The organism is Bacterioplanoides sp., assembly GCF_965219715.1.
Taxonomy (GTDB): domain Bacteria; phylum Pseudomonadota; class Gammaproteobacteria; order Pseudomonadales; family Oceanobacteraceae; genus Bacterioplanoides.
In genome coordinates this window covers 1,225,236-1,241,273 of the sequence record NZ_OZ244785.1, presented here as the reverse complement: position 1 = coordinate 1,241,273, position 16,038 = coordinate 1,225,236, and the positions used below count along the sequence as shown (strand labels likewise).

The following is a 16,038-nucleotide window of genomic DNA, read 5'->3' as shown; positions in this document are numbered from 1 at the left end:
TCCCGTGCGATCTGATTTAAATCATTCTGACAAGGTTCGGGAGTATGATACTAATTCTGTAGTCATATTTCATAAAACGAGGGAACAATTTGGTGGCCTTTCGAACATGGCCTCTGGTTTTCCACTTAAGGTGAATGGTGTTGAAATTTTAACTTCAGAAGCTCTCTACCAAGCATGTCGTTACCCTCATTTGCCCGAGGTTCAGAAAGAGATTGTCGGGCAATTTAGTCCTATGGTTGCTAAACAAAAAAGTAAACTCTATTTGATGGAATCCAGAACTGACTGGAATGACGTACGCCATATGGTCATGAGGTGGTGCTTGCGAGTGAAACTTGCACAGAACTATCAAGCATTCGGGGAGCTGCTATTACTGACAGAGAAGCTGCCAATTGTAGAGTTTTCGAACAAAGATAGTTTCTGGGGGGCCGTCCCTACAAAGAATGAAGAGCATACTCTCCGGGGAGAGAATGTATTAGGCCGTTTACTTATGGAGCTTAGGGAAAAGCTTAGAGTCGACAACGAAAATAGTTTAATGGAAGTCCCCCCGTTACAGATAAAGGATTTTTTACTGTTCGGGAGGCCTGTTGAAAGGGTATTTGCAGAAGATACTAGATCAGACCAGAAGAGTTTATTTTAGTTAGAATTCGATACACACTCGACTCACTGATCCCTAGCTTTGATGCTGCTTGGCGCTTACTTATACCTTTGGCGATCAGTTCTAACAGCTCAGTTTTCTTGGCCTGAGCTGTTGGCTTTCTACCCTTATAACGCCCGTCCTGCTTGGCTTTGGCGATTCCTTCCGCCTGTCGTTCAAGCATAATTTCACGCTCAAATGTGGCGATAGCACCGATCATTGTCAGCATCAGGCGACCCGTTGGGGTGCCAGTATCGATGCCAATGTTTTTGATTTGAAGCGTCACGCCTTTGGCCTCAAACACCTCTACCAGCTCCAGCAGGTGTGCGGTGTTGCGTGCCAGTCGGTCGAGCTTGGTCACTATCAGAACGTCTCCGTCCCTGACGTAATCTAACGCAGCATCCAGAGCCGGGCGTTCACGTTTACTGCCGCTGATCTTCTCCTGAAATATTTTGTCACAGCCGTTCAGTGCTTCGATTTGTGCGTCCAGTGATTGTCCGAACGTCGATACACGGGCATAGCCGATAGTTGCCATATCAGTCTCCTATTAGGGGTAGACCCTGTGGGAATTGTCTTTCAAAAAGTGGGATATGACCCTATTGGGAGAGATTCGGGGTGGGGTGAATGTCGCTCAATAGGGCATGGTTATTTGGGAGAGTCCCATATGGCTTATAACAAGGTCAGCTGCGATTTATTCCTTGCTGATGAGTTTTGAATAGTATTTTTGTTTCTGTTCCGCGTCACTTCGCTCTTTGATGAGCGTTTTTAATTTTTTCTCTTCACGATCCCAGTCTTTATAGTGGCGATCATATTTAGGAGCGTAATTCTCCACCCAGTTCTGATAAGGCTTTGTACCTTCATCTGCCAGGTCATAAACAGCTACCTCTATAGGAAAACCGTTTTTAGATAGGGACATAGTACCAGAGCGGGTTAGGTAACTATAAAATTCACCGGCACGTGGATTTGTAATTAATCGACTTCCGTCACGCAATACGAAAGTTTCTCCTGTCGTTCCTAAGCGGCTAACATAGAGCCCATCACCAAGACTTTTGTACATCTGATAAAAGTATTTAAAGGGCTTCTTTCCTGCCTTTTCCACTTCGTGTATTTTGTCTTTTAGCTGACGGATTTTTTGTTCAGTCTTTTGTATTTCTGAACGCTTGGTTGCTGCCAGTGCTTTAAGTTCTTCAACTTTTTTAGGAGCTATTGCCCGATCATTGTCTAACTTTACTTTTTCAGCCTTTTTTTGTCTCTCGGCTTCTTCCTTTTTGCTTTGGGTTTCTTTTAGCTGATTTATAAACTTTGAGTATTGTTCCTGAGCATCAGGAATGCTTCGAGTATAATCGAAGTAATGGATGCCAAATGTCCTGGCATACTCATTACAAAAATCACGAGTTTTAGCTCTATCCTGAAATTTTGTGTAGTAATCAGGGTTTCTCTCCAGTAGCTCCCTAATTATTTTCCTTTGCCTTGGTATTACAGATATCCCCTGTGCCGAGAGTGCCCTTTTATGAAACCCTTGTTGATAACAGAAGCTTCCAGCAGACGGTTTCTCATCATACTTTAGCGCCAGAGCACTAAATGGAAATATTAATGATGATAAAAGCAATATGAGTCTCATGTTGGTTCCTTTTCGATTGCAGTTAGAAGCCCAGATTAATAGGGCTGAATGGTGTAAGAAGGGTATGACTACCCATTGACTACATTGCTGTTAACACTTGCTTTCAGGTTCAGCTTTTTGAATCTGTTTGGTGATGTACCGGGACATCAACCAGCCACCGATTGAGTAAATCGTTACGACGATGCTTAAATTCAGGTAGGTTCTGACGTCTTGTTCCAAGCCAATACCAACGTAAGCGAACAGCATCAAAAGGTATGGTGGCAACGATTTCCACTGACGGTCAGGTAGCATCCAAGGTGATAGTGCAGTTGCTAAGACTACAGGGTAGAGGAGTTCAGGTATCTGAAGTGCTACAGCGACAAGTGTGAGCAGCACGGCTCCACCACCAGCAGTTACCCATAACTGCTTCTGCTTTTTTGCCGCTTCAATGATCAGTAGTACAGACCCAAGCAGGCTACTTATGACCATGATCGAGATTAAGAATGTCTCTGTCCCTGATTTACCCAGAAAATTCCATGAAGCCGTCATTTGAGTCATAAAAGCTGGGAACAAGGTCGCTACAGCCCAGGTTCTACCTGTTAACGCTGACGATTTAAGCATTTTTGACAGCACTAGCATGCTTAACGGCAGTATTGCTGTTGCAGCGCTAATAACTATCCAAGCGGGGAGAGCTTCCTTTGCTGCTACTTTAAATCCGGTAGCAACTGCGACATAAGCGACCATTATGAGCGGTACGGCAGTATTCATTTATAATTCCTTATTAGAATATAAGCTATTAAATTTAGATTATATTCTATGGTTGAGAGTATAGAAAGCCGGGAGCATTACGGGATCTAAATTTCCAGAGATCCCGATGACTGAAGAAGAGGTATTACGCCAGATTGGACTTAACGTCAGGCGGTATAGGCTCCAGTGTGATATGTCGCAAGAAGCTCTTGCTGAGCGGGCGGGGATACATCCGACCTATATCTCTGGGATTGAGAAAGGCCGGAGGAATGCTTCAGTTCTGAAGTTGAACAGTATCGCTACTGTGCTTGGCGTTGAGCTAGCCGGATTGTTCAGTTTTCAATAGCTCGCTGATTTTAGCATCTCGATACATCTTTTGAGCGTTATCGCCCTCCAGTTTCAGCACTTCGGTGAGCAGGTTTGCTATCTGCTCTTTCTTGATTTTCTTTAATCCTTGCTTCCTAAAGTGCCTTCCTTCGTCTTCGAAGAAAGAGAGGTTGTCCTGAATGAGTTTGATCCGCTGTGCTGTACTAAACACTAGGCGAATATTGTGAGCATCCAGCCTGTCGTAGATGATCAGTCCTGGCGTTATCGGTTGTTCATTATTATTGAAACCCTTCAGAACAGCGATCACCATCATCCTGATGGATACAAGCAGGTCATCAATCTCTGGTTTTTTACCTGCGAGGAAGAGCTTTCTTGAAAGAAGTGCAGGTAATGAGGCCTTTCTTTCATTGTCTAACTCATCCAAATACTCGTTTAACTGGAGCACTAAAAAGTTAGCTGTGGCGGTATTAACTCCCTGATCCGCAATAATATCTTTTTTGGCCTGTCGTATTAGACTCCTCATGCACCTTGAGGACTCTGTGTAATCGGTCTCTGCGGTTTGTTTGATCAGAGCAATCGTGTCTTCATTCCACCTGTTGTCCATAGCAATTTCTCAAAATGGTACGAATCTGCGGCAGAAGTGTACCTTTTTCGAACCTTTGGTTCCTCCAATATGCAGTTCTGCCGAGTTGGCAGGTAATCAAAAATGAAAAGGTAATGTATATGAGTAATAAGAATATGGCGGTAGAAGCCCAATCTGATGATGTATCTGTAGTCGATGTTGTGAATGTTAGTGGTGGTTCTTCACAGGTTGAAGCTGTCGATAAAAACGCTGCTAACGATTCCGTTACTACCCCTGAAACCACTGTAACCGAACAGAACTACACTGAGGTTACGCCTGAAATTCCAGTAAACCCAGATAACACGGGGGCTGTAGAGGATCGTAACCGCGTAACTGCCGTAACCACAAAAAATAATGATTTTCAGGCTGATAGCCAGCATGTAGCAGAGCAGTCGTTGATTTCAGAGATGATTGAGAAAGGCTGTTTGTCACCAGAGCACGACTTTGATTTCAGCTCTTTGAGTGATGGTGAGTTCAGTCGCTTTCCCGATGCTGATAGTAGTGTGGGGAATCCGGGTTGGTGCCTGCCATTTTATGACGGTGGAAAGCTCATTGCTGCAAGCTACGGTACTTGGAGAGACACTGGAGAAAACCATTTGTGGAAGTTCTCTGGTTACGGAGCGATCACTGAAGATCAAAAGCAAGAGTTTGAGCGAAAGTTTGAAGCGAAAAAGAGCGAGTTAAAGAAACTGACAGAGGCCAAAAATCTTGCCGCAGCAGAACAATCACTAAAGCTGTATGGAACCGCTAAGGAATTACCAAAGCATCCATACTCTGTTAGGAAAGGGATTGCTCTCACACCATTTGTGCGGTCGTTGAAAGGTATGTTGATGATCCCTCTGGTCAGAACGGCAGATGTAATTTCAACAGAAGCTAATATCCGGAGGAACATTGCAACTGCGCAGTTCATTAAAGGAAGTGGCGATAAACAATTATTGCCAGGTGGTAAAAAGCAAGGTGCCTTCCACATTATTGATGGTGATGACACCGTTGTATTAGTTGCAGAGGGCTATGCAACTGCGGTGACGTTACATGAAGCGACAGGTTATACGGCTGTAATGGCTGTTGATTGCGGCAACTTAAAGCCGGTTGGACATGCACTCAGGAACTCTGCCCGTTTTAAAAAGAGTGCTCTTCTTTTCTGTGCTGACAACGATAAGTACAAAGATGAAGATAAAAACCCAGGTGTAGATGCAGCAACAGCAGCTGTTGAATCATTATCAAGGCCCAATGTTTTAAAGCCAAGGTCTGCGGAAATAGTAGTGCCAACCTTCCGGGATGAAACATCAAAGCCGACGGACTTCAATGATCTTGCGGCACTTGAAGGGCTGGAAGAGGTCAAAAACCAAGTTATGCCCGTTGCCCAAGATCTCGAATTGGGAATACCGCCTTGTTACAGTGTTGGAGACGACATCTATAGAATCTTTGAGAATAAGGAGGGGCAAACAGAGCGAGAATATGTCTCTACTTACCTTAAGGTGATTGCCCAATCCCGAAATATCTCTAATCAGAATTGGGGCCGATATATCGAGCTAAAGGATGATGATGGAAACTTTCATAGGTTTGCACTTCCAGCAGAGTCCATTTACGAGGCTAAAGAATGCTACGGCTTTTTATCCTACTACGGATTGACTGGAAGACCGCAACAGATTTGTGACTACATTAACAGCGTTAAGCCTTTCAGAAGAGCCAGGGCTGCAACTCAGATTGGCTGGAAAGATGACTACTTTGTTTTGCCAGATCGTGTGATTGGTGATGATGCTGAGTTAGTGGTGTTTCAGTCCAAAGAGCGGATTAGAGATGTATATCGCCCTGTAGGTACATTAGAAAAGTGGCAGGAAAATGTGTCCAAGTTATGTGTCGGTAATAACTTATTGACCTTTGCAGTTTCAGTTGCTTTCGCTGCCCCATTGATTCGCAAAATCGTCTCTAACGCTACCTATGGTTTCCACTTCCGTGGTGCAAGTAGTCGGGGCAAAACCACCTCGTTACAGTTAGCCCAGTCTGTATGGGGCTCGCCATCCGGTAAATCTACCTGGAGATCGACAGGGAACGGTATGGAAGCCATTGCAGCTGATCATAATGACGCATTGTTGTGTTTGGACGAGTTGGGAGAGCTGCCACCAAAAGAAGCGGGTAAGGTGATCTACATGCTGGGCAACGGTGAAGGCAAAGCGCGTGCTACTAAAACAGGTAGAGCACAAGAGCGTCAAACCTGGACATTGTTCTATTTGTCGACTGGAGAAATAAGCCTAAAAGATACGATGGCCCAAGCCGGTGAAAAAGTGACAGGAGGCCAAGCAGTTCGGTTTATTGATATTCCTGCTGAAGTGCCAGGTGGCCATGGTGTATTTGATACCGTCCAAGACTTTGCTGATGGCAATGAATTTGCGATGGAGATTAAAGACAAAACGGGTCGCTATTACGGTAGTGCTATTCAGGCATTCCTGGAGCAGTTTACTGAGAATATGGATGGTTTCCGAACAGATGCGGCCAGGTACAAAAAGGAATTTATCGAGCAACTACATATCAGTGCGGCTGATGCTCAGGTTAAAAGGGTCGCTGAGCAATTTGCACTGGTTTATGTTGGTGGCATGTTAGCCACTGATATGGGAATTACTGGCTGGCCTGAAGGAGAGGTGATCAGATCCGTAAATAACTGCTTTCAGCGTTGGATTGAAGAGCGTGGAGGCGATCATTCGCAAGAAGATTTTGAGTTGATGGAAGAGGTTAAAAACCTATTACACAATGGCCTTGCAACCCGATTTTTCAATGGAACAGATGAAAGTGCAGCTCGTCATGAAAACCCGAACTTAAGAAACCCGGTGGGCTATGTTGAAAATGATGTTGCATACATCTTCGCCAATAAATTTGATGAACTGTTCACAAACCCCAAAAAAGTAAAAGAGCTATTGGAAGAGAGAAACTATCTCGAACTGAACTCTAATGGCACAGTGAAAAGAAGCGCAAAATTCAAGCGAGCTCAAAGTACTAAGAAAACGACAGTCAAGCTTTATGGCATTAAGCTGTCAATTCTCCAAGATGGTGTAATTGAAGAACCGGCTGCTGAGGGTGGTATAGAAAGCGATGATAATTTGCCGGATGCGTTAGCTGATGATGGCGATGGCTTCACCTGTTAACCCAGTTACGCTGGTAACAGAGTTACGCTGAAAATATTTTTAATAATACGTTAGAAATAATTCCAGCAGCCCTGTAACCGACCATCAGGTCGAACGGGTTACAGGGTTACTCTCAAGAATTCCAATACAAATGGTTATAAGTAACCTGGAGTAACATTGGGAGAACATCATGGAATACTTCACTACTGAACCGATGACAGAGTATCAGGTGCTGGAAGCAGCATCCTGTATTCTGGCTAACCGCTTTGCCAATGGTGGAGCATTCACTTCACCACGTGCAACTGGTGACTTCGTACGAACCAAACTTGCCCATCTCGAATATGAGGTGTTTGCCGTCCTGTTCTTGGATAACCAACACCGCCTGATTCGCTATGAGGAGATGTTCAGAGGCACTATTGATGGTGCTGCGGTATATCCCCGTGAGGTGGTGAAAGAAGCCCTGAGAGCCAATGCTGCTGCCGTCATACTGGCACACAACCATCCATCCGGTGATGTCACCCCATCGCAGTCTGATCGAGCTATTACGGAAAGGCTGGTGGATGCACTGAGCTTGGTGGATATCCGTGTGCTGGATCATTTGATCGTTGGCAGGGAGGTCAGCTCCCTTGCTGAACTTGGATACTTGTAGGAGGGGCTTATGAATAGCCAATTAGTTGTGAAAATCATCATCGGAGTGCTGGTGGCCGTTGTTGGGGCTGTAGCCGAGCACGAACGACGGAGGGATGAGGGGTAGAATAGGTTAAGAACTATTGGGGACTATTTGTCCCCAATAGAGATTTCAGTTAATTGTTTGGAGGATAACTTTGATATTCTGTACAGAGATTAAGCCAGTTTTGCTTATTTGTTGCGACAACTGGGGGGGTGTTGAAATGAGCTGGGGCGACTTCAAACCAGTACTCTCCAGTGTCGTAACGAATGTGCGGACTTGCTTGTTGATGAGGAAAAGCATTTTTCCCTGTACAAGGTATTAGATTGTATGTTCCCTTCGCAACACCAAAATAGTCTGTCGTTTCCTGGTTAAGAGAGACAGTAGTGTAAGCTTCAGTAGTGGTACGCAGCCACGTTTTAACCCCTCGAACAGGATTTCCTGTTGAATCCATTATTTTAGTTTGCCACTTAAATTTTTCTTTGTTCTGAACCCGAGCATAGTCAGACCCTGATGTGACTCTAGCAGCTCGATCACCATCCGGAGTTTCATCTTTTATTTGCATAACCCGGCTCCCAGCTTCCAGTACGTAAATTCCGGTAGTAAGTGGCTGATTCGGATTTGCTGCTCTAACTCTTATTATCAGTTCACCAAATTGAGGGATATTCGTAAAGTTATTGTGTCCTCCTATTGATAGGTTAGTCCATTTGTTGTTTAACAGAGCCTCAGCAATAAATTGTGGCGCATGGCCTGGCTGCGGAGTTACCCTAACGAAAAGATCTTGCCCCCAAAATGATTGCAACTTATAAAGGTCTATATCCTGAGGAGAGTGAAGAGTCGGATAGTAATCTTTTAATGTGCCATTAGGGAGAGTGTATGGAGTCGAGTTATTTCCATCGTAGCTTGGAGTGCTGCCGATATTCTCTAGGTCATCGACTCCCTTTGTTTTCACGGCAACTCCTACTCTAACGTTTCCGCCATCCCCAGAAACGCCAGAAACTAGCATGTAGTAATGTCCTTTTTCTGTATAAATTCTGATATTGTCATCAGAGTCGGTTTCTTGACTTTTCTTTATACCAACAAGGCTATGATTGCCATTAGGGTCGTCGATAGCTGTAATGGTAACTTGTCGATTAGGATTTTGGTCGATGGCAAAAAATTCAGTAATTGCATCATCGTTTATATCGATATATAGGCAAGCGCTATTTCCAGAGGCTGGCTTATAATTGTAGGCGGTATTGTGTTGGATTCGTACGCAGCCAGATATTTGTACGTATGATGGGTTGTATGCCAATGCCGATATTGTTTCTTCTTGTTTTTCTTCTGGAATCGTTATCGAGCTTTCTCTGAGAGGTGCAGCTGTGGATGATAAGTCAGCATCTAAATTTTGAAAAACTGTAGGTGTTGCCTGTTGAAACTCAAACTCAGGGAGTTCATTAATGCTCAAATTACCGAGGTCAATGTTCTGAGTTGTGCTTTGATAGCTCTCCTTTGAAATTTTTGACTTCTCCTGTCGAGTGGAGCTATCTGACATACACCCCTGCATCGCTAGAGTTGTCATCAGTGTGAGTAGTACAAACTTCTTATCCATCTATTTAGTCCTTGAAAGTCGTTATTGACTAGAATGACAAGATAGTACTGATAGATAGCTTTTCACGATAATTGTTGAGTTATTTGTTAAATTACTACTTTTAGATAACTCAACTATATCGAGATTCGGTCGATATCTTCTCTTGAGACCGTTTATCTGGAGAAAGTGCATGGAAATAGCAAATCTACCCTCGGGTGGGAACCTGGCAACATCAGCCAAGGTCGATGCGAAAGTGGCAAAAGCTGCGGACAATATCGTTGAGCCCAAGGCTGGAGAGCTAAAATCAATCGTATCTGATTCGGTGAAGTTACTGGTTGATAGTGCTCCTCAGATGTCCTTTGTGGAGCGAGAAGAAACTGCCCGAATATCTAGTGAAGGAGGGTATCAGGCCAAAAATGCTGCCCGAGGCATCGTTGATGAGTATAAAGATGCCCTGAAAGAGATAAAGAAGACCGAACCTGATTTATTGAATAAAGATTGGGATATAGCCGTAAATTCAGAGGACGAGCTTATTATCAAAACCGGAGGAGCTGGAATCTCTGCTAGTGAGGCAAAACTTCTCACAGATCTTTTTGATAAGGCTTCCATAAAAGAGGGGCTGAAAGGGATACAAGATGGCGTTGTTAAGATGAGTGAAGCTGACTATCGATATCGACGGAATACAGGCTCGGCTGAGCATTACGATTTAGATCGAGACAGTGCCGCTGTAGTGATTAGTGCTAGAGATATTCTGGATGGTTTGGCAAATAACGGCCCAGGCCGCGAGTTCAACTTTCACGACACGATACGGAAAAACTTGTCAGAGAATGGTGATGCGTATTTGAAACCAGAGACAAAAAACCTTCGTTTTATAGAAGTAGAAGTTTGAGAGTTTCACTGTGGAATAGTTTATTGATGGGGCCAAGGCCCCATTTTTATTGTCATCAGAACCGATTTATAGCCTCAGAAAGCTTATATGGTTTAACTCACAAAAATAGCTCGCAGTTCTTTATGCCATACACGGTGATCAAGGCGTATTTCCTCTAAAACAATGCGGATTTCTGTGTGCAAAACGGGCGCTATGGTAGCAGAAGTGGGGGAGGGTGTTTAGGGGGATTGATGATCAGATATATGCATTCGAGTAGCTCTGACGGCTCTCGGTTTAAGGGTGCGATTGGCCAGATCATATCGCTCAGCATTATTCGGAAAGCTGTTTCTCGCCCCCGAATGAATATATAATGACTTTTTTGTCATTATGGATGATGGGCTTCATGGTTCGTTTCTCAATTATTACTTTTCTTTCACTGTGTCTGTTGGCTTGTGGGTCGGATTCCAACTCAGACAAACAAGTGAATGTTGATAGCCAAATCGTTCTTCAGGGGTTGGTTCCTATTGAACACACAAATCGGACAGAGGGATTGTTGTTCCGGGAGATTGTGACCAAAACGGAGTTTAATCACTTATGGCTTTCGCTGATAAGTAAACAGGCCCCTGAATTTGATACCAATGCTTCTTATGTGCTTTTCCAGCGAGGAGAGGTCGATGCCAGTCCTTGTACGGATAAGATCAATTTGAAACGAATTGAGACTTATATTTCTGAAGATGGGTCTTTGGTCGTTAGGCCAATTTTGCAGCAAGAATGCCCTGATACAGATCCAAATACTGTCTGTGACGCTATTTATGTTGGTGAGTATCCGTATTATCTGCTGAAGTTGGATGTAAAAGCTGACACCATCATTTTCCAGCAGCAGAAGTTACCCGGCTGTAGCTAGTTATATCGCTATCGTTGAAGGTGATTATTGCTGCTAAGCGGTTTAATGTTGCCACTAACATTGGCCTTCTGCAGGGTTAACCCTTACCGACAGAAGCTTTAAGCGCTCTGAAATATAGCTTCAGCGGGCCATTAATCATCGTGCTGTTCAGTTCAGTGTCTGTCTTGTTATTCGCCATTGCCAGAGAAAAGCCGTGCAGGTAATCAACCAGTAACTCCAGTGCGTTTACTTGTTCTTCCTGATCCAGTGATAAAGGTTCGATCACATTAAAAAAACGCTCACTGAAGATATCTGCCGGGGTGGTTGAGGTCATGCAGAGGAATATTTCCAATAGCCCGGGATAGGTTGATAACAAGTCCAGATAGCTGATGCTCAGTTGCAATAACGCTTGTTGCCAGTCCTGTTCATTTCCAGGCTCATAAATATCGTTCAGTAACGAAGCGCTGAGTGATTCAAGTAGTGCGTTTTTGTTGGCGAAATAATGATAAATCGCCATTGGGTCTGCGTTCAGGCTATTGGCCAATTGGCGAACGCTCGGAATTTTCCCTTGTTCACGCATCAGAACTTTCGCTGAGTGCAGAATATAGTCAGAACTCAGCTGACTTTCAGAGCTTTTGGGGCGGCCGGCCTTCCTCTTGTTGACAGTCATTAATTCCTCTCGCTAAGCTATTATTTCTACGGTGTAGAATATAATTCAAATCAGGGCTTAGGTGAAGCCTGATTTGCATGTATCACTAACGTCAGGAGCAAACGATGAAGTGTTCTGTATACATTGCCACCAGTGTGGATGGTTATATTGCGAAAAAAGATAACAGCCTGGATTGGCTGCACAGTGCGGGAAAGCAAGGCGTTGATGTTGATACTGGCTGGGATGATTTTATCCGTTCGGTTGATTGTCTGATTATGGGCCGTACCACGATGGAGGTGATTGCAGCAATGAATCTGACGCCTGAGCAGTGGCCGTACGGCAATCTCAGAATTATGGTGTTGAGCAACAGTCTGAAGCAACCACCTGAATCACTGAAAGATAAGGTTGAGATATGCTCCGGCGAGATCCCTGCCTTGATGTCTCGGTTGGAACAGGAAGGTTATTGCCACGCCTATATTGACGGTGGTGCCACTATCCGATCGTTCATTAATCTGGGTCTGATAAACCGGTTAATATTGACCAAAGCGCCGGTATTGCTTGGGGAAGGTGTCCCTTTATTCGGCAAACTCGAGCGCGATATTCGTCTTGAGAACGCGACAGTGACAGCATTTGCCAATGGCTTTATTCAGGAGACGTATGAGGTACGTTACGACTGACTGTCTTTTTTATCAGTATATGGTGTTACCTGAAGTTCGATTCTTTGGCGGTCGCGGGAAATTGGTCTAGCGTTAAATCAGTATTCAAGGATCGCCATTATGGAATATTTACGCAACGCCAATGTTAAACAAAAGTTACTACTACTGTTGATTGCTCCGCTTAGCGCCTTAATTCTTTTCGAGGGATTGAATATTCAGCGTCATTATCAGGATCTGAATTCTATGGCGCATGTGGTCGACCTGGCTGAATTATCGGGAATCAACAGTGAGCTGGCGCATGAGCTGCAAAAAGAGCGCGGTATGTCTGCTGGCTATCTCGGAAGTGGTGGCCGTAAGTTTGGGAGTGAATTGACCGAGCAACGTCAGCTTACTGATCAGTTGCTGAATCAATGGCGAGGCTGGGTTGAGGGTCATCAATACAGTGAAGACCCTAAGGTTCTGAACGAAATTCAGGCAGTCCAGAGTGAAATTAAAGAACTCACTTCTATCCGTAATCAGGTTACACAACAATCCATTCCCCTGGCACAGGTTTTAAAATTCTATACCTCAAATATCCGCCATCTGCTGAACGTTCCCGCATGGGCTACCCGCTACACTATTGATGGCGAAATGTCGCGGCGATTGCAGGCGTATTTTAACTTCCTGCAAGGCAAAGAACGCTCAGGTATTGAGCGAGCTGTTTTAAGTAATGCGTTTGCTCAGGATGCATTTGCCGGTGATTTATATACTCGTTATTTACGTTTGGTTATTTCGCAGGATGCCTTTTTTGGCAGTTATTTATTATTCGCCGGAGATGAAGGTGCACAACATTTTCGTACCTTCCTGAAAGGCCCGGAACAGCAGGATGTTGAACGTTTTCGTGCGATTGCTAACGATAATTTTCGCGACGGTGGTTTCAATACAAACCCCTCGGAGTGGTTCGCGGCATCAACCCGAAGAATTAATAAACTGAAGCAATTGGAAGATGAATTTAAAGGCAATATGGTGGGCTATGGCAGGGATGCAATGCAGAGCCTGAATGCCAGGCTGTGGACTTCCATTGTTATGTCGTCCGCTATTCTTATTTTCTCTTTCGCATTGGCTTTCTGGTTGGCACGACTTATGTACCGCCAGGTTCATGAGTTATCTCACGTTATGTCCTTGGCGGGAAACCAGTTAAAACTGGATAGTCGTTGCCAGGTTTATATGAAAGATGAACTGGGTCAGACCGCGGATGCGTTAAACAGCATGTTATCGAATATATCGACGCTGGTTCGCAGTTTGGACATGACGTCGCAACAGCTTGAGCTTATTTCGATTCAGAATCATTGCACCGTGTCATTAAGCAGTAAAGGCATGCAGGTTCAGAAAGAACAAACGGAAAAAGTGGTTGTTGGTGTTGGTCAGCTTGAGCAGGCTACGCGGGAAATTGCATCCAATATTCAGACGGTTGCAGACCACACCTGTCAGGCAAATGATGTCACTCAGCGCAGCGGTGAAGTAGTCACTCAGAGCGTGACACGTATTTCCAATCTTAACGAGCATATGGGCCAGGTGTCCTCAACCATTCGTGAGTTACACGAAAGCAGCAGTGCAATTGGCGGCGTCTTGAACGTGATTAAGAGTATTGCTGAGCAAACGAACTTACTGGCTTTAAACGCAGCGATTGAAGCGGCACGGGCCGGAGAGCAAGGGCGCGGTTTTGCTGTGGTTGCCGATGAGGTTCGAACGCTGGCGCAGCGCACTCAGGAGTCAACCGCAGAGATCGAAAGTATTGTTGGTAAATTCCAGAGTGAGTCAGAAGCGGCGTTTCGTGCAGTTGAGCAATCGCAACATGCGGTGAGTGAAACCGTATCCATGTCAGGCGAGCTGGAGCAGGCGCTGGCGTCGATTCAGTCGGCCATTCGCGATATCCAGAACCTTTCCGATCAGGTTGCCGCGGCCGCAGAAGAGCAGGTGGCCACTAATCAGGAGCTTGCTGGTTCGATGCGAGAAATTGATAGTATTGCAGAACATACGGTTGCGACATCTGACTTTATGCGTAAAACAGCACAGGAGCAAAGAGCTCTGGCGAAAGACTTAAACGATCAGGCTGACCGCTTTGATTTAGGCACAGCCTGATAAAGCGTAATTATCAGGTTAAAACCCGGCGAATAAATGTCGCCACATCTTCCAGCTCTTGTTGGCTGACCTCATGCTGAATCGGGTACTCTCGCCATACCGGGGTGAGCTCCCGGCCTTCCAGCAAAGATACGGCTTCCAATCCAAGCATTTGTGGTACCACCATATCCATCTGGCCATGGCCAATAAATACCGGTAGGCGTTTATTCTCTTCGCTGATGAGTGGTTCTTGTGCCAGATAAGTTGACAGACAAATCAGTCCGCCTAATTGCTGTCCGAATCCAAGTGCGGCCTGATACGCAACGGCGCCGCCCTGGGAAAATCCGGCCAATATAATGCGCTGGCTGCTAATGCCTTCTGCGATCAGGTTGGAAATCAGTTGCTGTACATCCGCAACGGATTGTTGAAACTGATGTGGGTTGATCACGCGGCGTGGTGAGGCGGCAAGGATGTCATACCAGGCGGGCATTTTCATACCACCATTAATGGTTACAGCGAGTTCTGGTGCATGAGGATAAATGGCTGTCAGGCCCGGAGCTGATGCCACCTGACGCAGTAACGGCGTAACCGGTGCAAAATCGTGACCGCTGGCTCCGAGGCCATGAAGCCAGATGATGCAGCTATCGGGTGTTACATCAGGGTTGTGACGAATTAAATCGAGAGTATTGGAGTCAGACATACGGGGCCGCCAGTAAATGATGGCCCAGTATATAGCTTTTATTCTCAGAATTAACACATTCGTGAAGCGGCGACGGTTCTTCAAGCAGGTTAATGGGTTAACGCGCCGTAGGGGTTAGTAGCTTTCTGGTGTTGCCTTTAATAACAGCCAGCCGGTTACTTTTTTAGGTAATACCAGCGCCAGGCGAATTAGCCATTTGGTGGTTGCCGGAAACAGATAATCCGACTTGCCACTTTCCATTCCTCGAATCATATGGTCGGCTGCTTGTTGTTCGGAAATCTCCATCGGTGCCGGAATGCCATCATCGGCGACACGCTCTGTGGCAACAAATCCGGGGTATAGAGAAACAAAGTGGATATTGTCTTTTTTTAACTCAAGGCGACAGGTGTCCATCAGTATTCTTCCTGCAGCTTTGGCAGCCGAATAGGGTCCTTGCATTGGCAATCCTAAAAAACCGGCCAACGAGTTCGTGTGAGCGATCAGGCCTTGCTGGCGCTCTTTCATGTGAGCAATCAGCGGCGTCAGAAAATTCACCAGAGTGCTGTAGTTCAGATCCATATTTCGACGAATTTCGTCGGAGCTGACTTTTGCCATATTAAATGACGGACCATCACCAACGTTCAGTAGAGCCACATCAATGGCGCCAAATTCTGAAACGGCTTTGCTGACCACGTCGTTCGAAGCATTGGCATCCAATGCGTCACTGGCGATTACTAAGGCCTGGCTACCGGCAGCTTCCACTTCCTTTGCCAGTTCGGTTAATTCCGACTCACGTCGGGCTGATAAAATTAACCGGTTGTTGCGTTGTGCCAGTTTAAGTGCGACGGCACGACCGATGCCTGATGACGCGCCAACGATGAGAATGCGTTTGTCACTGAGTTTCATATTTTTTAGTT

At 45.2% G+C, this 16,038-nt stretch carries 16 protein-coding genes; 8 read left to right on the top strand and 8 right to left on the bottom strand.

Translation table 11 applies throughout. The features are described from left to right. The first annotated feature begins 4 nt into the window (after positions 1 to 4). Positions 5 to 637, top strand: a complete 633-nt coding sequence (locus tag ACOQOZ_RS06150) for an NADAR family protein (RefSeq protein ID WP_420591395.1) — start codon at positions 5 to 7, stop codon at positions 635 to 637. Here ACOQOZ_RS06150 and ACOQOZ_RS06145 read toward each other — a convergent pair. The 3 genes from ACOQOZ_RS06145 to ACOQOZ_RS06135 form a co-directional block, all read right to left on the bottom strand. Beyond that, the gene (locus tag ACOQOZ_RS06145) at positions 609 to 1,169 is read right to left on the bottom strand and encodes a recombinase family protein (protein WP_420591394.1); all 561 of its coding nucleotides are present in this window, start codon (positions 1,167 to 1,169) and stop codon (positions 609 to 611) included. The genes ACOQOZ_RS06150 and ACOQOZ_RS06145 overlap by 29 nt on opposite strands. Before the next feature lie 156 nt (positions 1,170 to 1,325). After that, positions 1,326 to 2,255 carry a hypothetical protein gene (locus tag ACOQOZ_RS06140; RefSeq protein WP_420591393.1) on the bottom strand — a complete coding sequence of 310 codons (930 nt, stop codon included), beginning with the start codon at positions 2,253 to 2,255 and terminating at the stop codon, positions 1,326 to 1,328. A 90-nt stretch (positions 2,256 to 2,345) separates the two neighbouring features. Then, positions 2,346 to 3,002 (bottom strand): hypothetical protein, encoded by a 657-nt coding sequence (locus tag ACOQOZ_RS06135; RefSeq protein ID WP_420591392.1) that lies wholly within the window; start codon positions 3,000 to 3,002, stop codon positions 2,346 to 2,348. Between the two features lie 106 nt (positions 3,003 to 3,108). Here ACOQOZ_RS06135 and ACOQOZ_RS06130 point away from each other — a divergent pair, with 106 nt between their 5' ends. Further along, positions 3,109 to 3,327 (top strand): helix-turn-helix domain-containing protein, encoded by a 219-nt coding sequence (locus tag ACOQOZ_RS06130; RefSeq protein WP_420591391.1) that lies wholly within the window; start codon positions 3,109 to 3,111, stop codon positions 3,325 to 3,327. Here the strand turns inward: ACOQOZ_RS06130 and ACOQOZ_RS06125 are convergent. After that, positions 3,301 to 3,912: a hypothetical protein gene (locus tag ACOQOZ_RS06125; RefSeq protein WP_420591390.1), complete on the bottom strand. Its 612-nt coding sequence runs from the start codon at positions 3,910 to 3,912 to the stop codon at positions 3,301 to 3,303. The two genes, ACOQOZ_RS06130 and ACOQOZ_RS06125, sit on opposite strands and share 27 nt — an antisense overlap. A 119-nt stretch (positions 3,913 to 4,031) precedes the next feature. Between ACOQOZ_RS06125 and ACOQOZ_RS06120 the strand changes: the two genes are divergently transcribed. Continuing rightward, on the top strand, positions 4,032 to 7,070 hold the full coding sequence (locus tag ACOQOZ_RS06120; protein WP_420591389.1) for a DUF927 domain-containing protein: 3,039 nt from the start codon (positions 4,032 to 4,034) through the stop codon (positions 7,068 to 7,070). Between the two features lie 169 nt (positions 7,071 to 7,239). After that, entirely contained in the window at positions 7,240 to 7,698 is a 459-nt protein-coding gene (gene radC / locus ACOQOZ_RS06115; RefSeq protein WP_420591388.1) for a RadC family protein, read from the top strand. 154 nt (positions 7,699 to 7,852) lie between these two features. On the opposite strand, the gene ACOQOZ_RS06110 is transcribed toward radC, so the two are convergent. Continuing rightward, positions 7,853 to 9,307 carry a hypothetical protein gene (locus ACOQOZ_RS06110; RefSeq protein ID WP_420591387.1) on the bottom strand — a complete coding sequence of 485 codons (1,455 nt, stop codon included), beginning with the start codon at positions 9,305 to 9,307 and terminating at the stop codon, positions 7,853 to 7,855. A 169-nt stretch (positions 9,308 to 9,476) separates the two neighbouring features. On the opposite strand from ACOQOZ_RS06110, the gene ACOQOZ_RS06105 reads away from it, so the two are divergent. Together ACOQOZ_RS06105 and ACOQOZ_RS06100 are read left to right on the top strand one after the other, a co-directional pair. Further along, positions 9,477 to 10,175 (top strand): hypothetical protein, encoded by a 699-nt coding sequence (locus tag ACOQOZ_RS06105; RefSeq protein WP_420591386.1) that lies wholly within the window; start codon positions 9,477 to 9,479, stop codon positions 10,173 to 10,175. Between the two features lie 349 nt (positions 10,176 to 10,524). Further along, the gene (locus ACOQOZ_RS06100) at positions 10,525 to 11,058 is read left to right on the top strand and encodes a hypothetical protein (RefSeq protein ID WP_420591385.1); all 534 of its coding nucleotides are present in this window, start codon (positions 10,525 to 10,527) and stop codon (positions 11,056 to 11,058) included. A 76-nt stretch (positions 11,059 to 11,134) separates the two neighbouring features. Here the strand turns inward: ACOQOZ_RS06100 and ACOQOZ_RS06095 are convergent, their stop codons facing one another. After that, positions 11,135 to 11,707: a TetR/AcrR family transcriptional regulator gene (locus tag ACOQOZ_RS06095; protein WP_420591384.1), complete on the bottom strand. Its 573-nt coding sequence runs from the start codon at positions 11,705 to 11,707 to the stop codon at positions 11,135 to 11,137. A 104-nt stretch (positions 11,708 to 11,811) separates the two neighbouring features. On the opposite strand from ACOQOZ_RS06095, the gene ACOQOZ_RS06090 reads away from it, so the two are divergent. Next, a complete protein-coding gene (locus ACOQOZ_RS06090; protein WP_420591383.1) occupies positions 11,812 to 12,363 on the top strand; it encodes a dihydrofolate reductase family protein in 552 nt (183 codons plus the stop codon). Between the two features lie 99 nt (positions 12,364 to 12,462). After that, complete coding sequence (locus tag ACOQOZ_RS06085) at positions 12,463 to 14,463, top strand: methyl-accepting chemotaxis protein (protein WP_420591382.1); 2,001 nt, start codon at positions 12,463 to 12,465, stop codon at positions 14,461 to 14,463. A 13-nt stretch (positions 14,464 to 14,476) separates the two neighbouring features. Here the strand turns inward: ACOQOZ_RS06085 and ACOQOZ_RS06080 are convergent, their stop codons facing one another. Together ACOQOZ_RS06080 and ACOQOZ_RS06075 are read right to left on the bottom strand one after the other, a co-directional pair. After that, on the bottom strand, positions 14,477 to 15,142 hold the full coding sequence (locus tag ACOQOZ_RS06080; RefSeq protein WP_420591381.1) for an alpha/beta hydrolase: 666 nt from the start codon (positions 15,140 to 15,142) through the stop codon (positions 14,477 to 14,479). Between the two features lie 114 nt (positions 15,143 to 15,256). Then, the gene (locus ACOQOZ_RS06075; RefSeq protein ID WP_420591380.1) at positions 15,257 to 16,027 is read right to left on the bottom strand and encodes an SDR family NAD(P)-dependent oxidoreductase; all 771 of its coding nucleotides are present in this window, start codon (positions 16,025 to 16,027) and stop codon (positions 15,257 to 15,259) included. Positions 16,028 to 16,038 lie beyond the last annotated feature (11 nt).